The organism is Streptomyces sp. NPDC051219, from assembly GCF_040682335.1.
Classification (GTDB): Bacteria; Actinomycetota; Actinomycetes; order Streptomycetales; family Streptomycetaceae; genus Streptomyces.
Genome location: NZ_JBFBAS010000005.1, coordinates 51,136 through 74,467, shown reverse-complemented (window position 1 = coordinate 74,467; position 23,332 = coordinate 51,136). Strand labels below are relative to the sequence as shown.

The following is a 23,332-nucleotide window of genomic DNA, read 5'->3' as shown; positions in this document are numbered from 1 at the left end:
CTGCCGCACGAGATGAGGACGTGGGTTGCTCAAGTCTGCCCGCAAGCAGGAGAAGGATCCCGAAGGGCGGATGCCGCTCGCGGAGCATCTGCGTGAGCTTCGCAACCGGCTCGCCAAGGGGCTGCTGGCGATTGTCGCGATCACGGTCGTGGCCGCCTTCTTCTACAACGACATCATCAACCTGTTCACCAAGCCGGTCCTGGACTCGGTGGGCTGTCCCTCGTCGTTCACGGAGCTGGCCCAGCAGCCGAAGGACACCACCTGCGCGCAGATCACCATCAACGGTCTGCTCACGCCCTTCACCCTGGCGCTCAAGGTCTCGCTCATGGCGGGTGTCGTCCTCGCCTCGCCGATCTGGCTCTACCAGCTGTGGGCCTTCCTCGCCCCCGGCCTGCACAACAGTGAGAAGAAGTACGCGCTGGCGTTCGTCGGCGCGGGTTTCCCCCTCTTCCTGCTCGGCGGTTACTTCGCGTACTCGGTACTGCCGACCACCGCGAAGGTCCTGATCGAGTTCACGCCGTTCGGCGTCGACAACCTGCTGCCCCTCGACGATCTGCTCGACCTCGTGACGCGCATGGTCATCGTCTTCGGCCTCTCCTTCGAGTTGCCGCTCCTGCTGGTGCTGCTGAACTTCGGCGGCGTGATCACGGGCAGGCGGATGCTCGGCTGGTGGCGCGCCATGATCATGGGCATCACCCTCTTCGCCGCGATCGCCACCCCCAGCACGGACCCGCTGACCATGCTCGCGCTGGCTGTCCCCATCTGGGTGCTGTACTTCGCCGCCACGGCCATCTCGCTGATCAACGACCGGCGCCGGGCGGCCCGCGACGCGGCGGGTCCCGCCGACGACGAGGCCTCCGCGCTCGACCTCACGCCCGAGACGATCGGTGCCATCGAGCCCGTTGTCACGGCGCCGGCGCTGCCGGAACAGGCCGACGGCGGTCGCGCACAGCGGCTGAACGGTTACGACGACGTCACCTGACCTTCCCGGTCCCGTCGCGTGACCTGGGACGCCGTCCGGGTGATACCCCCGGTCATATAAAGATCGCGCTGACTGTCAGTGGTGACGGGTAGGCTCGTGAGCAAGATGACCGAGGACCTCTCACCTGCTGAGCGCTACGCCGCCGCCCGGATCCGCGCCGCCGAGGAGGCCACCGCCCTGGCCCCCTTCCGCGAGCTGTACGAATTCGAGCTGGACCCCTTCCAGATCGAGGCCTGCCAAGCGCTGGAGTCGGGCAAGGGCGTGCTCGTCGCCGCCCCGACCGGCTCGGGCAAGACCATCGTCGGCGAGTTCGCCGTCCACCTCGCCCTGGCCCAGGGCCGCAAGTGCTTCTACACCACGCCCATCAAGGCTCTCTCCAACCAGAAGTACACCGACCTCGTGAAGCGCTACGGCGCGGAGAAGGTCGGCCTGCTCACCGGGGACAACAGCGTCAACTCCGACGCGCCGGTGGTCGTGATGACCACCGAGGTGCTCCGCAACATGCTGTACGCGGGCTCCCAGTCGCTGCGAGGCCTCGGGTACGTCGTGATGGACGAGGTGCACTACCTGTCCGACCGCTTCCGCGGGGCCGTGTGGGAAGAGGTGATCATCCACCTTCCCGAATCCGTGACCCTGGTGTCACTGTCGGCGACCGTGTCCAACGCCGAGGAGTTCGGCGACTGGCTGGACACGGTCCGTGGCGACACCGAAGTGATCGTCTCCGAGGACCGGCCCGTACCGCTATGGCAGCACGTGCTCGCCGGCCGCCGGATGTACGACCTCTTCGAGGAGGAGACCGACCACGGCGGCCGCGGTGCCGGGCGCCGCGAGGTCAACCCCGACCTCGTACGCATGGCCCGGATGGAGAGCCAGCGCACGTACAACCCACGCGAGCGGCGCCGCGGCAAGATGGTGCGCGAAGCGGACCGCGAGCGGGAGCGCCGGCAGCGCAACAGGATCTGGACCCCGGCCAGGCCCGAGGTCATCGAGCGGCTGGACGCCGCGGGCCTGCTGCCCGCGATCACCTTCATCTTCAGCCGGGCCGGCTGCGAGGCCGCCGTCCAGCAGTGCATGCACGCCGGACTCCGGCTCAACGACGAGGACGCGCGCCGGCGGGTGCGCGAGATCGTCGAGGAGCGGACGGCCTCCATCCCCGGCGAGGACCTGAACGTCCTCGGGTACTACGAGTGGCTGGAGGGCCTGGAGCGGGGTATCGCCGCGCACCACGCCGGCATGCTGCCCACGTTCAAGGAGGTCGTCGAAGAGCTGTTCGTGCGCGGCCTGGTCAAGGCCGTCTTCGCGACCGAGACCCTCGCGCTGGGCATCAACATGCCCGCGCGGTCAGTGGTGTTGGAGAAGCTCGTCAAGTGGAACGGCGAGCAGCACGCCGACATCACCCCCGGCGAGTACACCCAGCTCACCGGACGGGCCGGCCGGCGCGGCATCGACGTCGAGGGGTACGCCGTGGTGCTCTGGCAGCGCGGCATGGACCCGGGCGCGCTCGCGGGCCTCGCCGGTACCCGTACGTATCCGCTTCGGTCCAGCTTCAAGCCCTCGTACAACATGGCCGTGAACTTGGTGCAGCAGTTCGGCCGGCACCGCTCGCGCGAGCTGCTGGAGACGTCGTTCGCGCAGTTCCAGGCCGACAAGTCGGTCGTCGGCATCTCCCGGCAGGTCCAGAAGAACGAAGAGGGCCTCGAGGGCTACCGCGAGGGCATGACCTGCCATCTGGGGAACTTCGAGGAGTACGCGCGGCTGCGTCGCGAACTGAAGGACCGGGAGACCGAACTGGCCAAGCAGGGCGTGGCGCAGCGGAGGGCCGCCGCCGCGACCTCGCTGGAGAAGCTCAAGCCCGGTGACGTCATCCATGTACCCGCGGGCAAGTTCGCCGGGCTGGCACTGGTGCTGGACCCCGGACTGCCCGCCGGGCGTACCAACGGCCATCGGGGCCTCGAACATTACGACGGTCCGCGCCCGTTGGTGCTCACCGCCGAGCGGCAGGTCAAGCGACTCGCCTCGATGGACTTCCCGGTGCCGGTGGAAGCGATGGAGCGGATGCGGATCCCCAAGTCCTTCAACGCGCGCAGCCCGCAGTCCCGCCGGGACCTGGCGTCCGCCCTGCGGAGCAAGGCCGGCCACATCGAACCGGAGCGGCACCGCAAGCAGCGGGCCGCGGCCGCCGACGACCGGGACATCGCCCGGCTGCGTACGGAGATCCGCGCACACCCGTGCCACGGCTGCGACGAGCGCGAGGACCACGCCCGTTGGGCCGAGCGGTACCACCGGCTGCAGCGTGACACCAAGCAGCTGGAGCGGCGCATCGAGGGGCGGACGAACACCATCGCCCGCACCTTCGACCGGATTCACGCGCTCCTGACCGAGCTGGACTATCTCCGTGGCAACGAGGTCACCGAGCACGGCAGGCGGTTGGCCCGGCTGTACGGCGAGCTGGACCTGCTGGCCAGCGAATGCCTGCGGGCCGGGGTGTGGGAGGGCCTGAACCCTCCAGAACTCGCCGCCTGCGTCTCGGCGCTGGTGTACGAGTCGCGGCAGTCCGACGACGCGGTGGTGCCCAAGACGCCCACGGGCAAGGCGCAGGTCGCGCTCGGCGAGATGGTCCGGATCTGGGGCCGCCTCGACGCGCTGGAGGAGGACCACAAGATCAACCAGGCGGAGGGCGTCGGCCAGCGCGAGCCCGACCTCGGCTTCGCCTGGGCGGCGTACCAGTGGGCCTCCGGCAAGGGGCTCGACGAGGTCCTGCGCGAGGCGGAGATGCCGGCCGGTGACTTCGTGCGCTGGAGCAAGCAGGTCATCGATGTGCTGGGGCAGATCGCGGCGGCGGCGCCGTCCACCAGTGATGGCAGCACGGTAGCCAGGAACGCACGCAAGGCGGTCGACGCACTGCTGCGCGGCGTCGTGGCGTACAGCTCGGTCGGCTGACCGGGCGGCCCCTCGACGGGGCGGTTTGCGCATCGGCCGGCACCCCGAGGGTGCCGGCCGGCGGCTTTCCGGGGCGGCCGGCATCGCGTACGGCCGCCCCGGCCGTTGTTACGCGCGCGCGGTGTACGCCCGCCAGCCGCCGTACTCAGTGATGTCGACGGCACCGTCGACGGCGGCCGGTTCGCAGAGGAAGCCGGGCACGGTAGTTCCGTCGGCCAGCTCGACACGGCCGATCGCCATGGGGCGGGGGAGGGCGGCCGTCAGCGCGCCGAGCCCCTCCCGGGGCAGCTCCCAGATCTCGGCTTCGATGGCGGCTCCGCCGGGCCGGCCCTCGCAGACGTGGACGAGGCCCGGCTTGGGCGGGTCGGTGCGCAGGGCGTACAGCCGGTAGGCGGAGGCGGTTGTGGTGGTGGCGACCAAGGTCGCGCCGTGCGCCAGCAGTTGGGGGTTGAGAGGGCCGCCGGTCAGGTGGGCGCCGACCACCGCGACGCGGACGGCCGGGGTGAGCAGGGCGGCGATCCGGGCGAGCCGCTCGTCCGTGAAGGCGGGGCCGACCAGCATCACCCCGAAGGGCAGTCCGGCGACTTCGCCCGCCGGGGCGGCGACCGCGCAGAGGTCGAACAGATTGGCCGAGTTGGTGAAGCGGCCGAGGCGGGCGTTGGCGCCGACGGGATCCGCCGCGACCTCGGCGAGGGTGGGGTGCCCGGGCGTGGTGGGCAGCAGCAGGGCGTCCGCCTGGCCGAGTGCCGCCATCGCCGCGGCGCGGAGTCCGGCGAGTCGCTCCCGGTCCGCGAAGAGGCGGTGTGCCGGGATGTCCCGGGCGTTGCCGATGATCCGGGCCACGGTGGGGTCCAGGTCGGCGGCGCCCGCGTGCTTGTCGACGAAGTCTCCGACCGCCGCGTAGCGCTCGGCGACGAAGGCGCCCTCGTACAGCATCGCCGCCGCGGCGGTGAAGGGGGAGAGGTCGACGGGCACCAGGTCGGCGCCGCCCGCCCGGAGTCGGGCCGCGGCGGCTTCATGGGCCGCGGCCCAGCCCTCGTCCAGCTCGCCGAGCTGTGCGGTGTCCGGTACGGCGACGCGCCAGGGGCCGGGGACTCGCGGCGGCTGCGGGCCCGGTACCCGGACCGGTGGCGCGGACATCACAGCGAGAGCCCGTTCGGCCTCGGGCAGTGTGCGGGCGAAGACGCTGACGCAGTCCAGGCTCGCGCAGGCCGGGACGACGCCGGCGGCGGGCACGAGGCCCCGGGTCGGCTTGAGTCCGACGATGCCGTTGAAGGCGGCCGGGACCCGGCCTGAGCCGGCCGTGTCGGTGCCCAGCGCGAGGTCAGCGATGCCGAGCGCCACAGCGACCGCCGAGCCGGAGCTGGATCCGCCCGCGACGCGCTGCGGGTCGATGGCGTTGCGTACCGCGCCGTACGGGGAGCGGGTGCCGACCAGGCCGGTGGCGAACTGGTCCAGGTTGGTGCTGCCCAGTACGAGCGCGCCCGCCGCTCTGAGCCGGCCCACGACAGGTGCGTCGGCCTCCGGTTCGTAGGCGTAGGACGGGCACCCGGCGGTGGTGGGCAGTCCGGCCACGTCGATATTGCCCTTGACGGCGAGCGTGCGCCCGGCGAGGGGCAGGTGCTCTCCGGCTGCGCGCCGCTCGTCCAGCGCGCGGGCCTCCGCCTCCGCTTCGGCCTGCGGACGGAGCGTGATCCACACCTCGGGGCGGTCGACGGCCGCGAGACGGTCGTAGGCGGCGCGGACGCGGGCGAGCGTGGGGCCGGTCATCGGTCCTCCTCGGTGGTCAGGATCAGGAGCGGTGTCCCCGCCTCCACTTGAGTGCCCGGGGCGGCCAGGACCTCGGTCACCACACCGTTCACCGGTGCGTGGACGCGCGACTCCATCTTCATGGCCTCCAGGGCCAGCAGCGGCTGGCCGGACCGAACCGTGTCTCCAGGGCTCACATTCACCTGCCAGACCGAGGCCGCGAACTCCGCCTCGATCAGGGTGGCTCCCGGCGGGACCGTGAAGTCGGGCGTGGGAGCGGGCGGGGCGGCGGCCGCGTCCGCGCGGGCGAACTCTCCCGCCGCTTCCCACGCGTCGCGTTCCGCGCCGAACGCCGTGGCCTGGCCGGCACGGAAGGCCGCGATCGAAGCGGCGTTGTCCGCCAGGAAGCGCTGGTGCTCGGCCAGGGCGAAAGTACCCTCCTCGATGCGGGGTTCGAAGCGGCCCGCGGCCATGTCGGCGCGCAGTTCGAGGAGTTCGTCCACGCCGACCGGGTACCACCTGATCCGGTCGAAGAAGCGCAGAAGCCACGGAGAGCCCGGCTCGAACGCTCCGCGCTGCTGCCACCCCGACCAGACCTGCGTGGTGCGGCCGACGAACTGGTAGCCGCCCGGCCCCTCCATTCCGTAGACGCACAGATACGCGCCGCCGATGCCCACCGAGTTTTCCGCGGTCCAGGTGCGAGCGGGGTTGTACTTCGTGGTGACCAGCCGGTGGCGGGGGTCGAGCGGGGTGGCGACCGGTGCCCCGAGATAGACGTCGCCGAGACCCAGTACGAGGTACTCGGCTTCGAAGACCGTGCGGTAGACGTCGTCCGGCGAGTGGAGGCCGTTGACACGGCGGATGAACTCGATGTTCCACGGACACCACGGCGCATCGTCCCGCACACCGGTCATGTAGCGGGTTATGGCCTCCCGGGTCGCCGGATCGTCCCAGGAGAGCGGCAGGTGGACGGTCCGGGACGAGACCACCAGGGCGTCGGTGGGCGGGAGTCCGGCCTCCACGCCGCGGAGCAGGGCGAGGACCTCGTCCTGCGGGAGGACGTCCGGGTCTGTCTTGATCTGGAGGGAGCGGATGCCCGGGGTCAGATCGGTGATGCCCGGCACGTCCTGTGCGGCCAGCGCCTCCGCCAGCGCGTGGATCCTCATCCGGAGGGCCAGGTCGAGCTGCATCGGACCGTACTCGACCAGTATGTTGTCGTCGCCGCTGCGGCGGTACGTGACGTCCGGGCCCCGTCCGAGAATGCCGCCGTCCACGATCGCCGGCCGGTCGGCGACCGGTTCGGCGGCGGGGGCGCGGCGGAGGGACAGCGCGGCGGCCGCGGTGACGGGGACGAAGCGTACGGTGTCGCCGGGGCGGAGCTGGCCGAGCTTCCACCGCTGTCCGGAGACGACCGTGGCCGGGCAGACGAAGCCGCCGAGCGAGGGGCCGTCGGGGCCGAGCAGGACCGGCATGTCGCCGGTGTAGTCGACCGCGCCGACCGAGTAGGGCGTGTCGTGGATGTTGGAGGGGTGCAGGCCCGCCTCGCCGCCGTCCGGGCGGGCCCAGCGCGGCTTCGGCCCGACCAGGCGGACGCCGGTACGCGCCGAGTTGAAGTGCACCTTCCACTCGGCCGCGTAGAACTCGTGGATGTCGTCCTCGGTGAAGAACTCCGGCGCCGCGTGCGGGCCTTCGACCGCGCCGATGTTCCAGACGGTGGCGAAGGACGGCCGCGCGGTGTGCGGAACCGGGGTGCGGCCGGGACGCCGCGCGCCGCCGTGCAGCACGTCGCCCGTACGCAGGGCCCTGCCGCCGTGACCGCCGAACCCGCCGAGCGTGAAGGTGGACGCGCTGCCCAGGAAGCCCGGGACGTCCAGGCCGCCGCCCGCGAAGAGGACATAGGTGCGCAGGCCCGCGTGTGTGGGGGAGCCGACCACGAGTGTGGCCCCGGCGGGCACGGTGAACGGCTCCCACTGCGGGGCGGCCGCCCCGTCGACCGTGACCGGGGCGGGCGCTCCCGTGACGCAGACGGTCGTGGCCCGGGTGAAGCGGAGTGCCGGCCCCTGGAGGGTGCATTCGAGGCCGGGCGCGCCCTCGTTGTTGCCGAGCGCGGTGTTGCCGAGGCGGAAGGAGAGATCGTCCATCGGGCCGCAGGGCGGGACCCCGACGTGCCAGTAGCCGGTGCGGCCGGGCCAGTCCTGGACGGTGGTGAGGGTGCCGGCGGCCGTCACCTCGATACGGGGCGTGGGATCGGCGACCGTGGCGAGGGTGGCGGTGGTGTGGGTGGCCGCCCGGACGGCGGCGTGGCCCAGGGCCGCCCGTACCAGCCCGAGATTCGTCTCGATGCCGTCCAGCCGGGTCTCGGCGAGGGCCGCGTCCAGTCGGTTCAGCGCCTGCGCCCGGTCGTCGCCGTAGGCGACGACCTTGGCGAGCATCGGGTCGTATGCGGTGGTGACCTCGGTTCCGGTCTCCACCCAGGTGTCCACCCGGACGCCGGGCGGGAAGGCGGCTCGTGTGAGGAGTCCTGCGCCGGGCCGGTGGTCCCGGGACGGATCCTCGGCGTAGAGGCGGGCCTCCACGGCGTGGCCGCGCGGAGGCCCGGGATCGGCGACCACGCCCGTGTCGCCCTGCGCGAGCCGCAGCATCCATTCGACGAGGTCTACGCCGTAGATCTCCTCGGTGACCGGGTGTTCCACCTGGAGGCGGGTGTTGACCTCGAGGAAGTACGCGTCCTCGCGGACGGCGTCGTACACGAACTCGACCGTCCCGGCCGACCGGTAGCCCACCGACGCGCACAGTTCACGGGCGCTCGCGGCCAGTCGGGTACGTACGGATGCGGGCAGACGGGGCGCCGGTGCCTCCTCCAGCACCTTCTGGTTGCGGCGCTGGAGGGAGCAGTCGCGGTCTCCGAGGGTGACGACCTTTCCCAGGCCGTCGCCGAAGACCTGCACCTCGACATGGCGGGCGCGCTCGACCAGCCGTTCCAGGAACACTCCGGCCGAGGAGAACGACGCCGCGGCCACGCGCTGCACCCGCTCCCACGCATCGGCCAGGCCGGCCGCGTCGTGGCAGGCCTGCATGCCGATGCCGCCCCCGCCACCGGTGGCCTTGAGCATCACCGGGTAGCCGACGGCCTCGGCGCCCGCCAGCGCGGCGGCGAGGTCGGGCAGCAGCCCGGTACCCGGCGCCATCGGGACACCGGCGGCCTCGGCTGCGGCGCGGGCGGTGTGCTTGGCACCGAACAGCTCGAGTTGGGCCGGCGACGGGCCGACGAAGACGATTCCGGCGTCCTCGCAGCGCCGGGCGAACTCAGCGTCCTCGGAGAGGAAGCCGTAGCCGGGGTGGATGGCACCGGCGCCGGTGTCCTTCGCCGCCTTCAGAACGAGATCGGCGTCGAGGTAGGACTCCTTGGCGGGCGCCGGACCCAGCCGTACCGCCTCGTCGGCGAGCCGCACATGGGGCGACGGCCGGTCGGGGTCGGAGAAGACGGCCACGGTACGCAGGCCGAGCCGGCGGGCCGTACGGATGATGCGGACGGCGATCTCACCCCGGTTGGCGACCAGCAGCGTGTCGAAGGTCATGCGGCACCCGCCCCGGCCGGGCCGACCGTCATCCGGACCGCGGTCGGCTCGAAGCCGTTGCACGGGTTGTTGATCTGCGGGCAGTTGGAGACGAGGACCAGGACGTCCGTCTCCGCCCGCAGGGTGACCCGCAGGCCGGGAGCGGAGATCCCGTCGACGATGCCGAGCGTGCCGTCCTTCTCGACCGGTACGTTCATGTACCAGTTGATGTTGGAGACCAGATCGCGCTTGTCGAGGCCGTAACGCGCCCCCTCGGCGAGGAAGTTGTCGACACACGCGTGCTGCGACCAGGTGTGGTGGCCGTAGCGCAGGGTGTTGGACTCCTTGGAGCACGCGCCGCCCACCGTGTCGTGCCGGCCGCACGTGTCCTCGGTGACCGTCATCAGCGGGGTGTGTTCGTTGGAGAGCAGCACGCTGCCGGTGGTCAGGAAGATGTTCCCCTGTGCCTGGACGGTGTCGGGGACGCTGTAGCGGACGCCCGTGTCGTGGGCGTCGTACACCAGGAAGTCCACGGCCTGGTTGCCGTGCAGGTCGGTGAGGGTGAGCTGTTCGCCTTCGCGGACGTATGCCGACCAGGCGGCGCGGGCGGGCACGTCGGTCGCCACGGTCATGAGAGCCCCCTGGAGGCGAGGAAGTCGGCGGTGTTGGCGTAGGCACGGCGTCCCTCCGGGGTCGCCTCCCACAGCGGGTCGCCCGGGGCGGTCGGCCGTGCCTGCCAGGCCAGCACCTCCAGCGGCGTCGAGGTGTAGGCGGGCCGGGGGTCAAGCGGGTGCGGGACGTTCGCGATCAGTACGGTCAGGTCCTGCTCGGCACGCAGGACCACCGAGGCGCCCGGGCCGGCCGTACCGGTGAAGTCCAGCGAGCCGTCCTGCCGCACCTCCACGCCCTGGAAGAAGGACACGGAGGGCGGCAGATCGCGCGGCGCCAGACCGTTCTTGAGCGCGGCGACCTTCAGCAGCTCCCGGCCGGCGGGGGAGGCGGACTGCGGAGTGCCGTCTCCGTACCGCTCGGTGTTCCTCACCAGCGTCGAGGTGCCGCAGAGGGCGTCGTGGCGGCCGGACGTGTCCACGACCACCGAGGCGAGCACGCGCCCCTGGTCCGAGAGGATCAGCCGGCCCTCGCCCAGGTAGGCGTTCCACTGCACCTTGACCGTGTCAGCGGTGTTGAGCCGCTCCCAGGGCCGGTCGGCGACGAAGAGCAGCAGGTGGGCGCAGGCATCCCCCGCCAGGTCGGTCAGGCGCAGCTCGGTGCCCCTGGCCAGTACCCGGTGGGTGTAGTTGCCGCCCGCCACGGTCTCCGCCCAGACGAGCTGCTGCGCGGCGGTCCCGGCGGGCGGCGCGGGCCACTCACGGGCCGGTACCACGGGCTGGGGCCCGGTGCGGGCGCGCTCCTGGGCCTCCTGGGCGCGGGCGTGGTCCCGTGCCCCGTACGTCGTGGCTGTCGCCATGGCTCGACCTCCGGCTCGGCGGTAATTTCTGTCGCACGACAGAAATTAGGAGGCGGCCGAGTCGGGCCCGTTGCCCGGCCGTTGCGCGTGGGTTACCGGGCGCTCACGCGGGGGGCCGGTCGGCGGGGACGTCGCGACGGATGCCGGTACGGTGCGGGGACGGCGTGGCGACCGGTGTCGTGTCCGGGGCCGGCCGGGCCTGGCCGGTACCGGCGGGACGGGACGGGCCGGGCGGAGGCAAGATCCGTACGGTCGCCGCTGTGCGACGATCGGAACCATGGGCACCACAGGAAGACGCGTCGGACGGCCTCGCGCCGATCAGCGGGCGGACAGCGGGCTGCCGGCCCGTGAAGAACTGCTCGCCGCGGCGGCCGAGTTGTTCACGACGAGCGGGTACGCCGCCACCACGACCCGCGCCGTCGCCGAACGCGCCGGTATGCGGCAGGCCACGATGTACCACTACTTCACCGGCAAGGAGGAACTCCTCGCCGAGCTCCTCGAATCCACGGTCGCTCCTTCGCTCGCCCTCGCCCGCCGCCTGCTCGCCGACCACGAAGCCTCCGCGGAGTCCCGCCTGTGGGAGCTGTGCCGTTCGGACGTCGAGCTGCTCTGCGGGGGCCGGCACAATCTGGGCGGCCTCTACCTCCTCCCCGAAGTACGCGCGGAACGGTTCGCCGGATTCCATCGCGTCCGGACCGAACTCAAGGAGGCCTACGGGCAGTTGCTGGCCGCCACTTCGCCGGGCGCCGCGCTGGACAAGGATGGGCTCGCGCTCCGTACCGACCTGGTCTTCGGGCTCATCGAGAGCGTCATCCTCATTCACCGCTCCGACCCCGACCGTCCCGTTGCCGCCTTCGCCGAGGCGACCGCGGACGCGGCGCTGCGCATCGCGGGTGTCCCCTGGGAGTGACCGGACAGCCCCCGGGATGCCCGGCCGCCGTCAGCCGGCTGACCACTCCTCGTACGAGGTCCACGCCCCCAGCGAGCGGGAGCTCTCGAACCGGTGGGCGCGTCCGGTGATCGGGTCGCTGAACTCCATCGCCCGGGAGAGGAGTTGCAGAGGCCGTCGGAAGTCGTCCCGGGCGGGGTCGGTGACCACCGGATAGACCGGGTCGCCGAGAATGGGAATGCCCAGCGCGTTCATGTGCACCCGCAGCTGATGCGTACGGCCGGTCGTGGGCGTGAGCCGGTACCGGCCCAGCCCGCCGCGGCGCTCCGCCGGTTCGATCAGGCTCTCGCTGTTGGGGTCGCCGGGAATCTCCCGCGCGGCGACGACTCCGCGGACCTTCTCGATCCGGCTGCGTACGGTCCTGGGGAGGGTGAGCTCCGGATCGTACGGGGCGACCGCCTCGTACTCCTTGCGTACTCGCTGCTCCTGGAAGAGCGACTGGTACGCGCCACGGTCCTCGGGCCGTACCGTGAACATCACCAGCCCGGCGGTGAGCCGGTCAAGCCGGTGCGCGGGGCTGAGCGCGGGCAGTGCGAGATCCCTGCGCAGCCGCGACAGGGCTGTCTCGGCCACATGGCTGCCGCGGGGGATGGTAGCCAGAAAATGCGGCTTGTCGGCGACCACCAGGTGCTCGTCGCGGTAGAGGACCTCGATGCCGAACGGCACCGGTACCTCGTCCGGCAGCTCCCGGTGGAACCACACGTAGGCCCCGGGCGCGAACGGCGCCCCGGGCGGGATGGGCCCGTCCACCCCGACGACGGCGCCGTCGCGCATCATGGCGTCGATCACCGCGGCGCCCTTCGGCAGCCGTTCGACGAGGTGATCGCGCACGGTCGCCCACGGTCCGGCGAGGGGAAGCCTCAGCCGGACCGGGTCGACTCCGTCCCGCTGGGGGAGGGGTGGCGGGGGCACCCTGGGTCTGCGTCTCATCACCGCCCAGCGTACGAGGCCCTGCGACGGGCCCGGGCCACTCGGGAGGCAGTCCGGGCGCTGCCGTCGCGCCCAGGGTCTCTGATCCGCCTGCTCCAAGCGAGAGACCCAAGCCCTCGACATGGGTCCGGACCCCGTCCCTACACTTGGTGTACGTACTCCGAAGGCCTGTGATGATCATGACACTCGACATCGATCGCGCCGCCGAGTCCATCGCCCGCATGGACTACGACGACCTCCGCACCAAGGCCGACGTGCTTCCCGCCCTGAGGTGCGACTCCCCCGAGGGCAGCGGAATCCGCGCCCAAGAGGCAGTGCTGGACCATGTCATCGAGGCCCAGGAGTCCTACGAGCGCGGCTGACGTGCGGGGCGGAAACCGCCCTCGGCCTCGGCCGAGGGCCCTCGATGTGCGCGCCACGCCCGCCACACCGCTCCGAGCCCCACGCTGACGAGCAGGAACAGCGTCGTGAACCACTGGAAGTACCAGTGGCCGCCCTCGGGGTCGTACACCGCGGCGCGGGGCCAGGCCAGGTTGACCGTCATCCCCACGCCGTACGCGAAAGCCAGCGCGTTCACCGGCAGGCCCCAGCGGCCGAGCGAGAACAGGGGTTTGCCCGCCTCGTCCGCGCCTGCGTCCGGGGTGAACCCACCGCGGAGTCTGCGGACCAGCATCGGACCGGTCACCATCGCGTACGCGAGGTAGAGCATCGCGATGCACGTCGTGCCGATCGCGAGAAAGGCCTCGGGGGAGGCGAGGTTCAGCAGGCCCAGAGCGGCGGCGGCCGCCCCGACGACCAGAGCGGGGCCGGCCGGCATTCCGGTGCGCGGGGAGACCTTCGCGAGCCGGGTGGAGAACGGCAGCACACCGTCGCGTGCCATGGAGAAGAGCATCCGGGCCCCGGCCGTCTGGATGGCGAGAGTGGCCACCGCGATCGCCACCACCACATCGGCGAGCAGGGCCTTGCCGACCCCGTCGCCCAGGCTGCTGGTCAGCACGTAGGACAGGCCCTCGGTCGCGAGCCGGCCGTCGGTGAGGCTCGGTGCGGCCAGCACTCCGCCCAACAGGAGCAGTCCGCCGAGGAGACCGGCCGCGGCAAGGGCGAGCAGGATCGTGCGCGGGGCCGTGCGGCGGGGGCTGCGGGTCTCCTCACTCAGTTCGCCCGCGCTGTCGAAGCCGATGAGGACGTACGCCGCGGTGAACGAGCCGACGAGCAGCGCTCCGATCGCCCCGCCCTGGCCACCGGTGTGCAGGGTGACGCCCGCGCCGCGCTCGGTGTGGGTCAGCAGCAGCACCACGATCAGGACGGCGCCGACGATCTCGGCGGTCACGCCGACCCGGTTGACGGCCGACATGACGCGGTTGTCGAGCAGGTTGACAGCGGTGGTGAGGGCGAGCAGGCCGACCGCGAGCAGCGCCGCGTTGGCGGCGCCGGTCGGTGAGGTGGGTGCGGGGTCGCCACCGACGAGCTGGAAGCCGGACCAGATCGCGGGCAGGACGACCTGGAGGGCGAGGGCTGCCGCGGCGACGACCACCACCTGGCCGATCACCATGATCCAGCCTGCGAACCAGCCGAAGGCCGGGGTACTGAGCCGGGTCGACCACTGGTAGATGGCGCCCGACAGCGGGTAGCGGGCGGCCAGTTCGGCGAAGCAGGCGGCGACGAGCAGTTGACCGGCGAGTACGGCCGGCCAGGTCCAGAAGAACGCCGCGCCGCCGAAGGAGAAGCCGAACGCGAAGAACTGGAAGACGGTGGTGAGGACGGAGATGAAGGAGAAACCGGCGGCGAAGCTGGCGTACCGCCCCATGCTGCGGCGCAGTTCCTGGCGGTAGCCGAAGCCGGCCAGCGCGGCCGAGTCGCTCGGGCCGGCCTCAGGCGGATCAGGTCGTACGTCCGTGGGTGCGGTGGCGGTCATGGCAGCCCCTGTCGCTGATTCCTGTCGGGTGACAGAAATTAGGGACGGCCTGTTTCGGCGGCGTGACGCATCCGTGTCCGCCCGGCGCCGAAGTCCTCACTCGCTCCCGGACCCCTCACCGCATCCCTCCCCGCAACCCTCACCGCCGCCAGAATGATCGTCCCGCCGACCAATCCACTCCCGGCGCAGCTCCGAATAGCCGTCGATGGGCGGTGCCCGAAAACGCACCGGAGGGGAGCGGTATGAGTGGGGAACGCCGGCGGACAGCGGTGGTGGGCGGCGGAGTCGCGGGACTGACGGCCGCCTGCGTGCTGCCCGTGCGGGCGGTGCGCCGCCTGTCAGAGGGAAGAGGAGCGCCGGCTGCTCGGCGCGTTCACCCATTCCCGCAACCCCACCCTGCTGCACACGGACGCGAGTGTGCTGCCGCGCACCCGGGGCGCCCGCGCATCCTGGAACTACCTGATGCCGTCCTGCCGCGGCCGAGTGCCCCGCCCGTACCGCCCCCGTCCCCGGCCCCCGAAGGGTGTCAAGTGAGCGTGTCAGTCAGCCTCGAATCCCGTGTGACCCGGCGCCGTACCGCCGCGCCCGGAGCCTCCGCGGTCGATCCGCGACGCTGGCCCGATGTGGCCTCCCTGCCCAGCACCTCGCGGACCAGAACCGCGATCGCCGAGCTGCTCGTCCGGCGCGCGCTGGGCGGACTCCCGCTCCGGGTCCGCCTCGCGGGGCGCGAGACGCTCGGCCTGGGCGGACCGCTGATGGAGGTGTACGACCCGCACGCGTTCTTCCGCCGGATCGGCGCCGGCGGCCTGATCGGCTTCGGCGAGTCCTACATGGCCGGCGAATGGGATGCCCGTGACCCGGTCGGTGTGCTGACCGCGCTGGCCGGCAGCGCCGCGAGCCTGGTTCCCGCACCGCTGCAACGACTGCGCACACTCTGGGAGATGAAGAAACCAGCCGCGCAGCGCAACATCCCCGAGGGCGCGCGCGGCAACTTCAGTCACCATTGCGACCTGTCGAACGACCTCTGCTCGCTCTTCCTCGACGAGACCCTGTCGTACTCCTCGGCACTCTTCCGCGGCTTCCCCGCCGACCGGTCGCTGCTGCCCGCCGCCCAGCACCGGAATATCGACCGCCTGCTCGACCTGGCGCAGGTCGGCCCCGGCACCCAGCTGCTCGAAATGGGCACCGGCCGGGGCGAACTGGCCATCCGCGCGGCCGGGCGCGGGGCGCGCGTCCTGACCGTCACGCTCTCGCGGCAACAGCAGGAGCTGGCCCAGGAACGCATCCGCGCGGCCGGTCTCGAGAACCGGGTCACCGTGCTGCTGCGCGACTACCGGCGGGTGCTCGGCCAGTACGACGCCATCGTGAGCGTCGAGACGATGGAGGCTGTCGGTGAGGAGTTCTGGCCGGACTACTTCATGACTCTGGACCGGCTGCTGGCGCCCGGCGGCCGGATCGCCCTCCAGGGGATCACCACACCGCACGACCGGATGCTCGCCTCCCGCACCACGTTCACGTGGATCCACAAGTACATCTGCCCGGGCGGGATGCTGCCCTCGGTGGAGGCGATCGAGCAGGTCACCGCCGAACGCACCGGCCTCCGCGTGCTCCGGCGCGACGCCTTCGGGGCGCACTACGCCGAGACGCTGCGGCTGTGGCGCGAACGCTTCACCGAGCGGGCCGCGGACGTCGGCGCCCTCGGATTCGACGAGACGTTCCGCCGGATGTGGACGTTCTACCTGGCGTATTCCGAGGCGGGCTTCCGCTGCGGCCGTCTCGATGTCCAGCAGCTGCTGCTGGCGAAAGAGGGGACGCCCCGATGAGGGCCGTACGCCGGCCGGCCGGCCTTCGAGGAGCGCGGCGGATGGGCGTCGACCAGGTCCTCGCCGTACGCCCGACGCAGCACGGGCACAGCGGGATACCCGCCACCCCGCGGACCTGGTACCAGGGGGCGGCCGGTCCTTGTGGCCTGTGCCGATCTGTCAGTGGCCGCGGCCACTGTTGTCGGCCTGCTGATGATGACCGCACTTCTCATCCGCGGCAGCGGAAGGCCTTGCTGGAACGGCATATGGCCGCGCGCCCCGGTTTCGCCGACTACGCGGCCCGCACCAGCGGCTTCTTCCCGCGGCCGCCGAAGCGGACCTGAGCCGCGAGCCGGTCGGACCGCACCCGCGCGCGCCCGGTCCGGGACCCCGGCCCCGATTCGCACGCGCCCGGTCCGGCCGCCCGCCTCGGCGGACGGCCGGGTGCCTGCGCCCGCAGGCGCCGCCTCGTCAGATACTCGGGAAGCTCAGCAGGCCGAGCGGGTCGGAGGTCGGCTGCGGGGAACCGCCGGCCGGTTCGACCGTGATGCCCATGCCCGTGGCGGAGCCGACCGGGCCGTCCATCAGCACCGCGGTGGAGTCCTCATAGGGCTCCATCAGCCCGGCGGACCGCATGGCGCCGCCGTCGTCGAACCACAGCTGGTACACCTTGCCCTCCGGCGGCTTCGGCATCCCGGAGGTCAGGAAGGCGGCCTTGTTCTGGCTGCGCGAGACGACGACAGTGCCGGTAGCCCCGTCCGCCAGTTTCCCCGTGGACGCACGGGCATCCGGTGCGGCGATCACAGTGGCCACCGCCGAGGCCTGCTGCCGTGCCTCATGTGCCTCGTGCCGGGCCTCCTCGGCTTCCTGGTGCTGCCAGACCGCGATCCCGCCGAAGGCGGCGGCCGCGGCCACGCAGGCCGCGAGCACGAAGCGGGACAGCGTACGGCCCCGGCGGGCGGCGCCGTGCCTGCGGGCATGCTGCGCGACCCAGGGCGGATCCTGGCGCTCGGCCGAAACGCGCCGCATCACCTGGTCCTTGAGCGCGGGTGGGGGGGTGACGGTCATGGCCATCCCGAGCCGGCCGGCGGTGGCTGCCAGCTCCCGTACCTCCTGAGCACACGGCGGGCAGTCCTCGAGGTGGCGTTCGAACTCCTCACGCTCGTCGGGAGCGAGTGCGTGCAGCGCGTACGCACCGGTCAGGGTGTGCAGATCGGCAGAGTTCATGCACTGACCCCCAGGCAGTCGCGCAGCCGGATCAGCCCGTCGCGCAGTCGAGTCTTGACGGTGCCCAGGGGCACGGACAGCAGCTCGGCCACTTCCCGGTAGGCGAGCCCGCGGTAGTACGCGAGTGTCACCGACTGCCGCTGCAGTTCGGTGAGGCTGCGCAGACAGCGCCGCACCTGCTCGCGTTCGAGGCGGGCCTCCACCTGTTCCGTGACCTGGTCGAAGGCGGGCGTCCGTTCGAGCAGCGCGGCCCGGTGCTCCCGGTCGGTTGCAGCCTGGGCGGAACGCACCCGGTCCACGGCCCGTCGGTGGGCGAGTGTGAGCACCCAGGTCATGGCGCTGCCGCGGGCAGGCTGGAAGCGGGCGGCGCTGCGCCAGACCTCGATCAGGACCTCCTGGGTCACTTCCTCCGACTGGGCCGGGTCACGCAGTACGGCGCGGACCAGGCCCAGTACGGGCCCGCACACCGCGTCGTAGACCCGGGCAAAGGCCTCCTGATCGCCACGGGCGACCAGGCCCAGCAGCTCCTGCAGATCGGGCCCCGTCGAGGCGGTTCTCCCGAGGTGCACGGGTTCGTTCACGCGGCTTTCCTCCACGATGCGGACATGCCCGAGGAACAGGCGTCATCCGGTATTCGTAGCAGGAGTGCCGATGGATTGGTCCGGCGCGTCCCCGGTTCGGCCGCGGAGAGGCGCCGCCCTCCTGCCGATATCCCCCGCGGGTCCGGAACGCCCCCTACGCGGCAGGGGCTTCCTGCTCGGCCTCGACCTGCTCGTTCCACTCCCGCTTAACGGCCCGCCATGCCTCGTCCGTCTGGCCCAGGCGCCAGTAGCCCGAGATCGACAGACGCTCGCGCGGGACCGCCCGGTCCAGGCGCAGATGGCGGCGGAGCTCCTTGACGAAGCCGGCCTCCCCGTGGACGAAGGCGTGCACGTCGCCCGAGGGGAAGTCCAGCCCGCGCACGGCGGCCACCAGAGCCTCGCCCACCGGCCGGTCACCCCGGTGCAGCCAGGTGATCTCGACGCCGTCCGGCGAGACGATCTTCTGCTCGTCCCGCGCGTCCGCGACTTCCACGAAGGCGTGCACGAGAGCGCCCGCAGGCATCCGCTCCAGCGAAGCGGCGATCGCGGGCAGCGCGCTCTCGTCGCCGACGAGCAGGTGCCAGTCGGCGGCCGGGTCGGGGCTGTAGCCGCCGCCGGGCCCGAGGAACCACGCCGTCTCGCCGGGCTGGACGCGGGCCGCCCAGGGGCCGGCCACGCCCTCGTCGCCGTGGACCACGAAGTCCACGGTCATCTCGAGGTGGACCGGGTCCCAGCCGCGCACGGTGTACGCGCGGGTGCGGGGCCACTGGTCGCGGGGGAACTCCGCACGGATGCGGTCGAGGTCGAACGGCTCCGGGTAGGTGGCACCCTCGGCCGGGAACAGCAGCTTGACGTAGTGGTCGGTGAACTCGTCCGCGCCGAGGCCGGCCAGCCGCTCACCGCCCAGGACCACGCGCACCATGTGCGGCGTCAGGCGCTCGGTGCGAACCACCTTCGCCTCGGTCACCTTGGGCTGCTTGCGGGCGGGTCCTTCTGCCACGGTGAGTCTCCCTGGTCATGTGTGCTTAGGCTTGCCTAAGTTAACACCTCAGGTCCGCAGAGTGGAGAGCAGCCGCTGCAGCGCTCCACCCAGTCCCCACTGTGCCGCGAGTTCGTCGAGAGCCGCCGGATCGCGCGGCTCGACGGGCAGCGCCGGGTCGAAGTCCGGAAGCGGTACGTCCGTGGCGACCCGGACCACCTTCGGCGCGACGGCGACATAGGCGCGGGACTCGTCCAGCCGCTTGCGCTGCGAAGGGGTCAGTTTCGACCGCGGGTCGTCGACCGCCGCCATGATGCCGGCCAGGTCGCCGTACGCGTCGAGGAGCTTCGCGGCGGTCTTCTCGCCGATTCCGGGAACGCCGGGCAGCCCGTCGCTCGGGTCGCCGCGAAGGATCGCAAGATCGACATACCCCAACCCGTCCACGCCGTACTTCTCGCGCAGCACCGCCTCGTCGGTGATCGCCAGCGTGCCGACGCCCTTGAGCGGATAGAGCACCCGCGCCTGCCGGGCATCACTCACCAGCTGATAGAGATCACGGTCTCCGGTGACGATGTCGACCGGCCCCTTCGCGTGGGTCGCGAGGGTGCCGATCACGTCGTCCGCCTCGTAGCCGGCGACACCGACCCGGGCGATGCCGACCGCGTCCAGGACGTCCTCGATGATCGGGACCTGCGGAGAGAGAGTGTCGGGGATCTCCTCCTCGTCCGGACCCGTCTCCGTCTCGACGGCCACGCGGTGCGCCTTGTACGAAGGGATCAGCTCCACCCGCCAGTGCGGTCGCCAGTCGGCGTCCATGCACGCCACCAGTTCGTCCGGGCGGTGGTCCTGCACCAGCCTGCCGATGAAGTCGAGCAGGCCGCGGACGGCGTTGACCGGTGTGCCGTCCGGAGCCCGGACGGAGTCCGGAACGCCGAAGTAGGCCCGGAAATAGAGGGAAGCGGTGTCGAGGAGCATCAGGCGTCGCGTCACATCCCCGATGATGCCGCAAACCTCCTTACGGCCACCGCCGGCCACCGCGCGTGAGGTGGCTCACTCCTGCGTTTGCACGGGGTGGGCGTGGGAAGGCGCGGTCCCGGAGCGGAACCGGAACAGTCTCATCCAGTTGTCCGGTGCACGGGCCGATTCCCACGCCGCTCCACGACCTGCCGACGGGGGTGGCAGGTCGTTTTCCGTTCAACGCGTGAGGTATATGTGTCCAGGCTGCAGGCCGACCACCTGTACAAGGTATTCGGCAGACGACCCGAAGATGCGGTGCGCAAGCTCGAAGGCGGCGCAGACCGTGACGAGCTCCGCGCCGAAGGGACGACCGCCGCGGTGATCGACGCGTCCTTCAGCGTCGAACCGGGCCAGATCTTTGTCGTCATGGGTCTCTCCGGATCCGGTAAGTCCACCCTGCTGCGCATGCTGAACGGACTGCTTGAGCCCACGTCGGGACGAGTCCTCTTCGACGGCCAGGATCTGACGGCTCTGAGCCCGCGCGCGCTGCGCGAGGTCCGCTCGAAGAAGATCAGCATGGTCTTCCAGCACTTCGCGCTCTTCCCGCACCGCAGTGTCCTGGAGAACGCCGCCTACGGTCTGGAGGTGCAGGGCATCGCCCGCGCCGAGCGGGAGAAGCGGGCCACCGAGGCGCTCGAACTCGCCGGACTGGCCGGCTGGGAGGACTCCTGGCCGGACGAGCTGTCCGGCGGCATGCAGCAGCGCGTGGGCCTGGCCCGCGCGCTGGCGACCGACGCCGATCTGCTCCTCATGGACGAGTCGTTCAGCGCGCTCGATCCGCTGATCCGCCGCGATATGCAGGACCAGCTGCTGGAGCTGCAGAGCCGGCTCAAGAAGACGATCGTCTTCATCACCCACGACCTCAACGAGGCCATGCGCCTCGGTGACCGGATCGCCGTGATGCGCGACGGCAAGATCGTCCAGATCGGCAGCGCCGAGGACATCCTCGTCACTCCGGCGAACGACTACGTGGCCTCCTTCACCCAGGACGTCGACCGCTCCCGGGTGCTCACCGCGGGGGCCGTCATGGCAGACCCCGGCACGGTCCTCGGCACGGAGACCGCCGAGGGCACGGTCCTGCGTACCGCACAGGACGTCCTCGACGCCGCGCCCGCCACGGTGTCCGCGGACGCCCCGGTCATCGAGCTCTTCACGCCGTGTTCCACCAGCGGTGCGGGTGTAGCGGTGACCGACGCCGAGGGCGGGCTCATCGGAGTCGTTCCGCGCGAGCGGCTGCTCGCCGTGCTCGGTGAGCCGATGACCCCGGAGACCGATGTGGTGCCCGTGCCGGCCCAGACCCGGAAGGAGATGACCGCCGGTGCCTAGGATCCCCATGGGCGACTGGGTCGACAGCGGCGTCGACCTCCTCCAGCGCCATCTCTCCTGGCTGTTCGACGCGATCAGCTCGGTGGTCACCGGAATGTACGACGGCATCGACGCCGCGCTGTCCGCCCCCGAGCCGCTGCTGTTCGCCGGCATCCTCGCCGTGCTCGCCTGGCGGCTGCGCGGTCTGCTGGCCGGCGGGCTCGCCTTCGCCGGCTTCGCGCTGATCGACTCGATCGAACTGTGGGACGACGCCATGGCGACGCTGTCGCTCGTCCTCGTCGCCACGCTCGTGACCCTCGCCCTCGCGGTGCCGCTCGGCATCTGGGCGGCCCGGTCCCGCACGGTCAGCGCGGTGCTGCGGCCCGTCCTCGACTTCATGCAGACCATGCCGGCCATGGTCTACCTCATCCCCGGCATCATCTTCTTCGGCGTGGGAGTCGTCCCCGGCATCATCGCGACGATCATCTTCGCGATGCCTCCGGGCGTACGGATGACCGAGCTCGGCATCCGTCAGGTCGACGGTGAACTCGTCGAAGCGGCCGAGGCGTTCGGCACCACCCCGCGCAACACCCTGCTCCGCGTGCAGCTGCCGCTCGCCCTGCCGACCATCATGGCCGGCGTCAACCAGGTGATCATGCTGGGCCTGTCCATGGTGGTCATCGCCGGCATGGTCGGCGGCGGCGGCCTCGGTGGCGCGGTCTACCGGGCCATCGGCAATGTCGACATCGGCCTCGGCTTCGAGGCGGGCGTCTCCATCGTCGTTCTGGCCATGTACCTGGACCGGATCACCGGCGCACTGGGCCGCCAGGTCTCGCCGCTCGGCCGCCGCGCAGCCGCCAAGGCGAACGCACTGCACGGGCTGAAGATCTGGAACTACCGCCCGCAGCCGGCCGTCGCGGTCGTCGGTGTGGCCGTCCTCGCGCTTCTCGCGGGCGGCATGGGCATGTTCGGCGGCGCGGGCAGGTCCGGGGCCGTGCCCGGCGCGGAGAACGTCGGCAGCGGCAAGCAGATCGAGCTCGGCTACATCCCGTGGGACGAGGGCGTCGCCTCCACCTTCCTCTGGAAGGAACTCCTGGAGCGGCGCGGCTTCGAGGTGACCGCCAAGCAGTACGAGGCGGGCGCCCTCTACACCGGTATGGCCAACGGGCAGATCGACTTCCAGACCGACGCGTGGCTGCCCGTCACGCACGAGAAGTACTGGGCGAAGTACCAGGACAAGCTGCAGGACATGGGCTCCTGGTACGGGCCGACCTCGCTGGAGCTCAGCGTCCCCTCGTACGTCAAGGGCGTCGACTCGCTCGACGACCTCAAGGGCAGGTCCGGCGAGTTCAAGGGCAGGATCATCGGCATCGAGCCGAGTGCCGGGATGATGGGCCTGCTCAAGGACAAGGTCCTGAAGGAGTACGGCCTGGAGGGCGAGTACAAAATCGTCGACGGCTCCACCCCCGGCATGCTGGCCGAACTGAAGCGTGCGTACGCGAAGAAGGAGCCGGTGGTCACCACACTGTGGTCGCCGCACTGGGCCTACAGCACGTACGACCTGAAGAAGCTCGAGGATCCCAGGGGCAGCTGGGGCAAGGGTGACGGTGTGCACACCCTCGCCCGCAAGGGCTTCGCCGAGGAGAACCCCGAAGTCGGCGCGTGGCTGCGGGACTTCAAGATGACGGAGAAGCAGCTCACCGGTCTCGAGGCGAAGATCCAGCAGGCCGGCAAGGGCAATGAGCAGCAGGCGGTCAAGGACTGGCTGAAGGCCACCCCCGGTCTCGCCGACAAGCTGGCGCCCGTGGGCAGCTGACCGCACCCGTGAACGGAGAAGGGGTGGGAGCCGCCACGGCGGCTCCCACCCCTTCGGCCTCTCCCGGGCCCCAGCGTTCCCGGGCGATTGCCCTTCCGCGCATCCGTCGTTTAAG

Annotated in this window: 17 protein-coding genes and 1 pseudogene; 8 read left to right on the top strand and 10 right to left on the bottom strand. The window is 71.5% G+C overall.

Annotated features, from left to right (window positions below):
- Window positions 1–25 precede the first annotated feature (25 nt).
- Window positions 26–982, top strand: coding sequence for a twin-arginine translocase subunit TatC (tatC, locus tag AB0M62_RS08620; RefSeq protein WP_366073376.1), 957 nt, complete (start codon window positions 26–28; stop codon window positions 980–982).
- 105 nt (window positions 983–1,087) lie between these two features.
- Window positions 1,088–3,922, top strand: coding sequence for a DEAD/DEAH box helicase (locus AB0M62_RS08615; RefSeq protein ID WP_366073543.1), 2,835 nt, complete (start codon window positions 1,088–1,090; stop codon window positions 3,920–3,922).
- Window positions 3,923–4,030: 108 nt separating this feature from the next.
- Here the strand turns inward: AB0M62_RS08615 and atzF are convergent, their stop codons facing one another.
- Genes atzF through AB0M62_RS08595 form a run of 4 tightly spaced genes read right to left on the bottom strand, consistent with a single transcriptional unit; the run spans window position 4,031 to window position 10,696 of the window.
- Window positions 4,031–5,692 carry an allophanate hydrolase gene (atzF, locus tag AB0M62_RS08610; protein WP_366073375.1) on the bottom strand — a complete coding sequence of 554 codons (1,662 nt, stop codon included), beginning with the start codon at window positions 5,690–5,692 and terminating at the stop codon, window positions 4,031–4,033.
- The gene (gene uca / locus AB0M62_RS08605; RefSeq protein WP_366073374.1) at window positions 5,689–9,249 is read right to left on the bottom strand and encodes an urea carboxylase; all 3,561 of its coding nucleotides are present in this window, start codon (window positions 9,247–9,249) and stop codon (window positions 5,689–5,691) included. The genes atzF and uca overlap by 4 nt, the downstream gene beginning before the upstream one ends.
- Window positions 9,246–9,860, bottom strand: coding sequence for an urea amidolyase associated protein UAAP2 (locus AB0M62_RS08600; RefSeq protein ID WP_366073373.1), 615 nt, complete (start codon window positions 9,858–9,860; stop codon window positions 9,246–9,248). Before AB0M62_RS08600 ends, uca begins: the two co-directional genes overlap by 4 nt.
- Window positions 9,857–10,696, bottom strand: a complete 840-nt coding sequence (locus AB0M62_RS08595; RefSeq protein ID WP_366073372.1) for an urea amidolyase associated protein UAAP1 — start codon at window positions 10,694–10,696, stop codon at window positions 9,857–9,859. The genes AB0M62_RS08600 and AB0M62_RS08595 overlap by 4 nt, the downstream gene beginning before the upstream one ends.
- Before the next feature lie 277 nt (window positions 10,697–10,973).
- Here AB0M62_RS08595 and AB0M62_RS08590 point away from each other — a divergent pair, with 277 nt between their 5' ends.
- Window positions 10,974–11,606: a helix-turn-helix domain-containing protein gene (locus AB0M62_RS08590; protein WP_366073371.1), complete on the top strand. Its 633-nt coding sequence runs from the start codon at window positions 10,974–10,976 to the stop codon at window positions 11,604–11,606.
- 30 nt (window positions 11,607–11,636) lie between these two features.
- On the opposite strand, the gene AB0M62_RS08585 is transcribed toward AB0M62_RS08590, so the two are convergent.
- Entirely contained in the window at window positions 11,637–12,575 is a 939-nt protein-coding gene (locus AB0M62_RS08585) for an RluA family pseudouridine synthase (RefSeq protein WP_366073370.1), read from the bottom strand.
- Window positions 12,576–12,754: 179 nt separating this feature from the next.
- Between AB0M62_RS08585 and AB0M62_RS08580 the strand changes: the two genes are divergently transcribed.
- On the top strand, window positions 12,755–12,937 hold the full coding sequence (locus AB0M62_RS08580; protein WP_366073369.1) for a hypothetical protein: 183 nt from the start codon (window positions 12,755–12,757) through the stop codon (window positions 12,935–12,937).
- Here AB0M62_RS08580 and AB0M62_RS08575 read toward each other — a convergent pair.
- Window positions 12,922–14,490 (bottom strand): amino acid permease, encoded by a 1,569-nt coding sequence (locus AB0M62_RS08575; protein ID WP_366073368.1) that lies wholly within the window; start codon window positions 14,488–14,490, stop codon window positions 12,922–12,924. The genes AB0M62_RS08580 and AB0M62_RS08575 overlap by 16 nt on opposite strands.
- Window positions 14,491–14,835: 345 nt before the next feature.
- Between AB0M62_RS08575 and AB0M62_RS08570 the strand changes: the two are divergent.
- Window positions 14,836–14,964: pseudogene (locus tag AB0M62_RS08570) on the top strand (amine oxidase); the annotation flags it as partial.
- Between the two features lie 86 nt (window positions 14,965–15,050).
- Window positions 15,051–16,313, top strand: coding sequence for a cyclopropane-fatty-acyl-phospholipid synthase family protein (locus tag AB0M62_RS08565; RefSeq protein ID WP_366073542.1), 1,263 nt, complete (start codon window positions 15,051–15,053; stop codon window positions 16,311–16,313).
- A gap of 450 nt (window positions 16,314–16,763) precedes the next feature.
- On the opposite strand, the gene AB0M62_RS08560 is transcribed toward AB0M62_RS08565, so the two are convergent.
- The 4 genes from AB0M62_RS08560 to AB0M62_RS08545 all read right to left on the bottom strand — a co-directional run bounded on the left by AB0M62_RS08560 (window position 16,764) and on the right by AB0M62_RS08545 (window position 20,054).
- Window positions 16,764–17,519: an anti-sigma factor gene (locus AB0M62_RS08560; RefSeq protein WP_366073367.1), complete on the bottom strand. Its 756-nt coding sequence runs from the start codon at window positions 17,517–17,519 to the stop codon at window positions 16,764–16,766.
- Window positions 17,516–18,100: a sigma-70 family RNA polymerase sigma factor gene (locus AB0M62_RS08555; protein WP_366073366.1), complete on the bottom strand. Its 585-nt coding sequence runs from the start codon at window positions 18,098–18,100 to the stop codon at window positions 17,516–17,518. Before AB0M62_RS08555 ends, AB0M62_RS08560 begins: the two co-directional genes overlap by 4 nt.
- Window positions 18,101–18,254: 154 nt before the next feature.
- Window positions 18,255–19,100, bottom strand: a complete 846-nt coding sequence (locus AB0M62_RS08550) for a siderophore-interacting protein (RefSeq protein WP_366073365.1) — start codon at window positions 19,098–19,100, stop codon at window positions 18,255–18,257.
- A gap of 48 nt (window positions 19,101–19,148) precedes the next feature.
- Window positions 19,149–20,054, bottom strand: a complete 906-nt coding sequence (locus AB0M62_RS08545) for a 5'-3' exonuclease (RefSeq protein ID WP_366073541.1) — start codon at window positions 20,052–20,054, stop codon at window positions 19,149–19,151.
- A 237-nt stretch (window positions 20,055–20,291) separates the two neighbouring features.
- Between AB0M62_RS08545 and AB0M62_RS08540 the strand changes: the two genes are divergently transcribed.
- Together AB0M62_RS08540 and AB0M62_RS08535 are read left to right on the top strand one after the other, a co-directional pair.
- On the top strand, window positions 20,292–21,422 hold the full coding sequence (locus AB0M62_RS08540) for a glycine betaine/L-proline ABC transporter ATP-binding protein (RefSeq protein WP_366073364.1): 1,131 nt from the start codon (window positions 20,292–20,294) through the stop codon (window positions 21,420–21,422).
- Window positions 21,415–23,217 (top strand): ABC transporter permease/substrate binding protein, encoded by a 1,803-nt coding sequence (locus AB0M62_RS08535; protein WP_366073363.1) that lies wholly within the window; start codon window positions 21,415–21,417, stop codon window positions 23,215–23,217. The genes AB0M62_RS08540 and AB0M62_RS08535 overlap by 8 nt, the downstream gene beginning before the upstream one ends.
- The last annotated feature ends 115 nt before the right edge of the window (window positions 23,218–23,332 follow it).

Excerpts from the sequence above, each read along its gene's own strand:
- AB0M62_RS08595 (WP_366073372.1), bottom strand. The coding sequence starts at position 10,696 with ATGGCGACAGCCACGACGTACGGGGCACGGGACCACGCCCGCGCCCAG.
- AB0M62_RS08585 (WP_366073370.1), bottom strand. The coding sequence starts at position 12,575 with ATGAGACGCAGACCCAGGGTGCCCCCGCCACCCCTCCCCCAGCGGGAC.
- uca (WP_366073374.1), bottom strand. The coding sequence starts at position 9,249 with ATGACCTTCGACACGCTGCTGGTCGCCAACCGGGGTGAGATCGCCGTC.
- AB0M62_RS08615 (WP_366073543.1), top strand. The coding sequence starts at position 1,088 with ATGACCGAGGACCTCTCACCTGCTGAGCGCTACGCCGCCGCCCGGATC.
- AB0M62_RS08560 (WP_366073367.1), bottom strand. The coding sequence starts at position 17,519 with ATGAACTCTGCCGATCTGCACACCCTGACCGGTGCGTACGCGCTGCAC.
- AB0M62_RS08580 (WP_366073369.1), top strand. The coding sequence starts at position 12,755 with ATGACACTCGACATCGATCGCGCCGCCGAGTCCATCGCCCGCATGGAC.
- atzF (WP_366073375.1), bottom strand. The coding sequence starts at position 5,692 with ATGACCGGCCCCACGCTCGCCCGCGTCCGCGCCGCCTACGACCGTCTC.
- AB0M62_RS08590 (WP_366073371.1), top strand. The coding sequence starts at position 10,974 with ATGGGCACCACAGGAAGACGCGTCGGACGGCCTCGCGCCGATCAGCGG.
- AB0M62_RS08600 (WP_366073373.1), bottom strand. The coding sequence starts at position 9,860 with ATGACCGTGGCGACCGACGTGCCCGCCCGCGCCGCCTGGTCGGCATAC.
- AB0M62_RS08575 (WP_366073368.1), bottom strand. The coding sequence starts at position 14,490 with ATGACCGCCACCGCACCCACGGACGTACGACCTGATCCGCCTGAGGCC.
- AB0M62_RS08545 (WP_366073541.1), bottom strand. The coding sequence starts at position 20,054 with ATGCTCCTCGACACCGCTTCCCTCTATTTCCGGGCCTACTTCGGCGTT.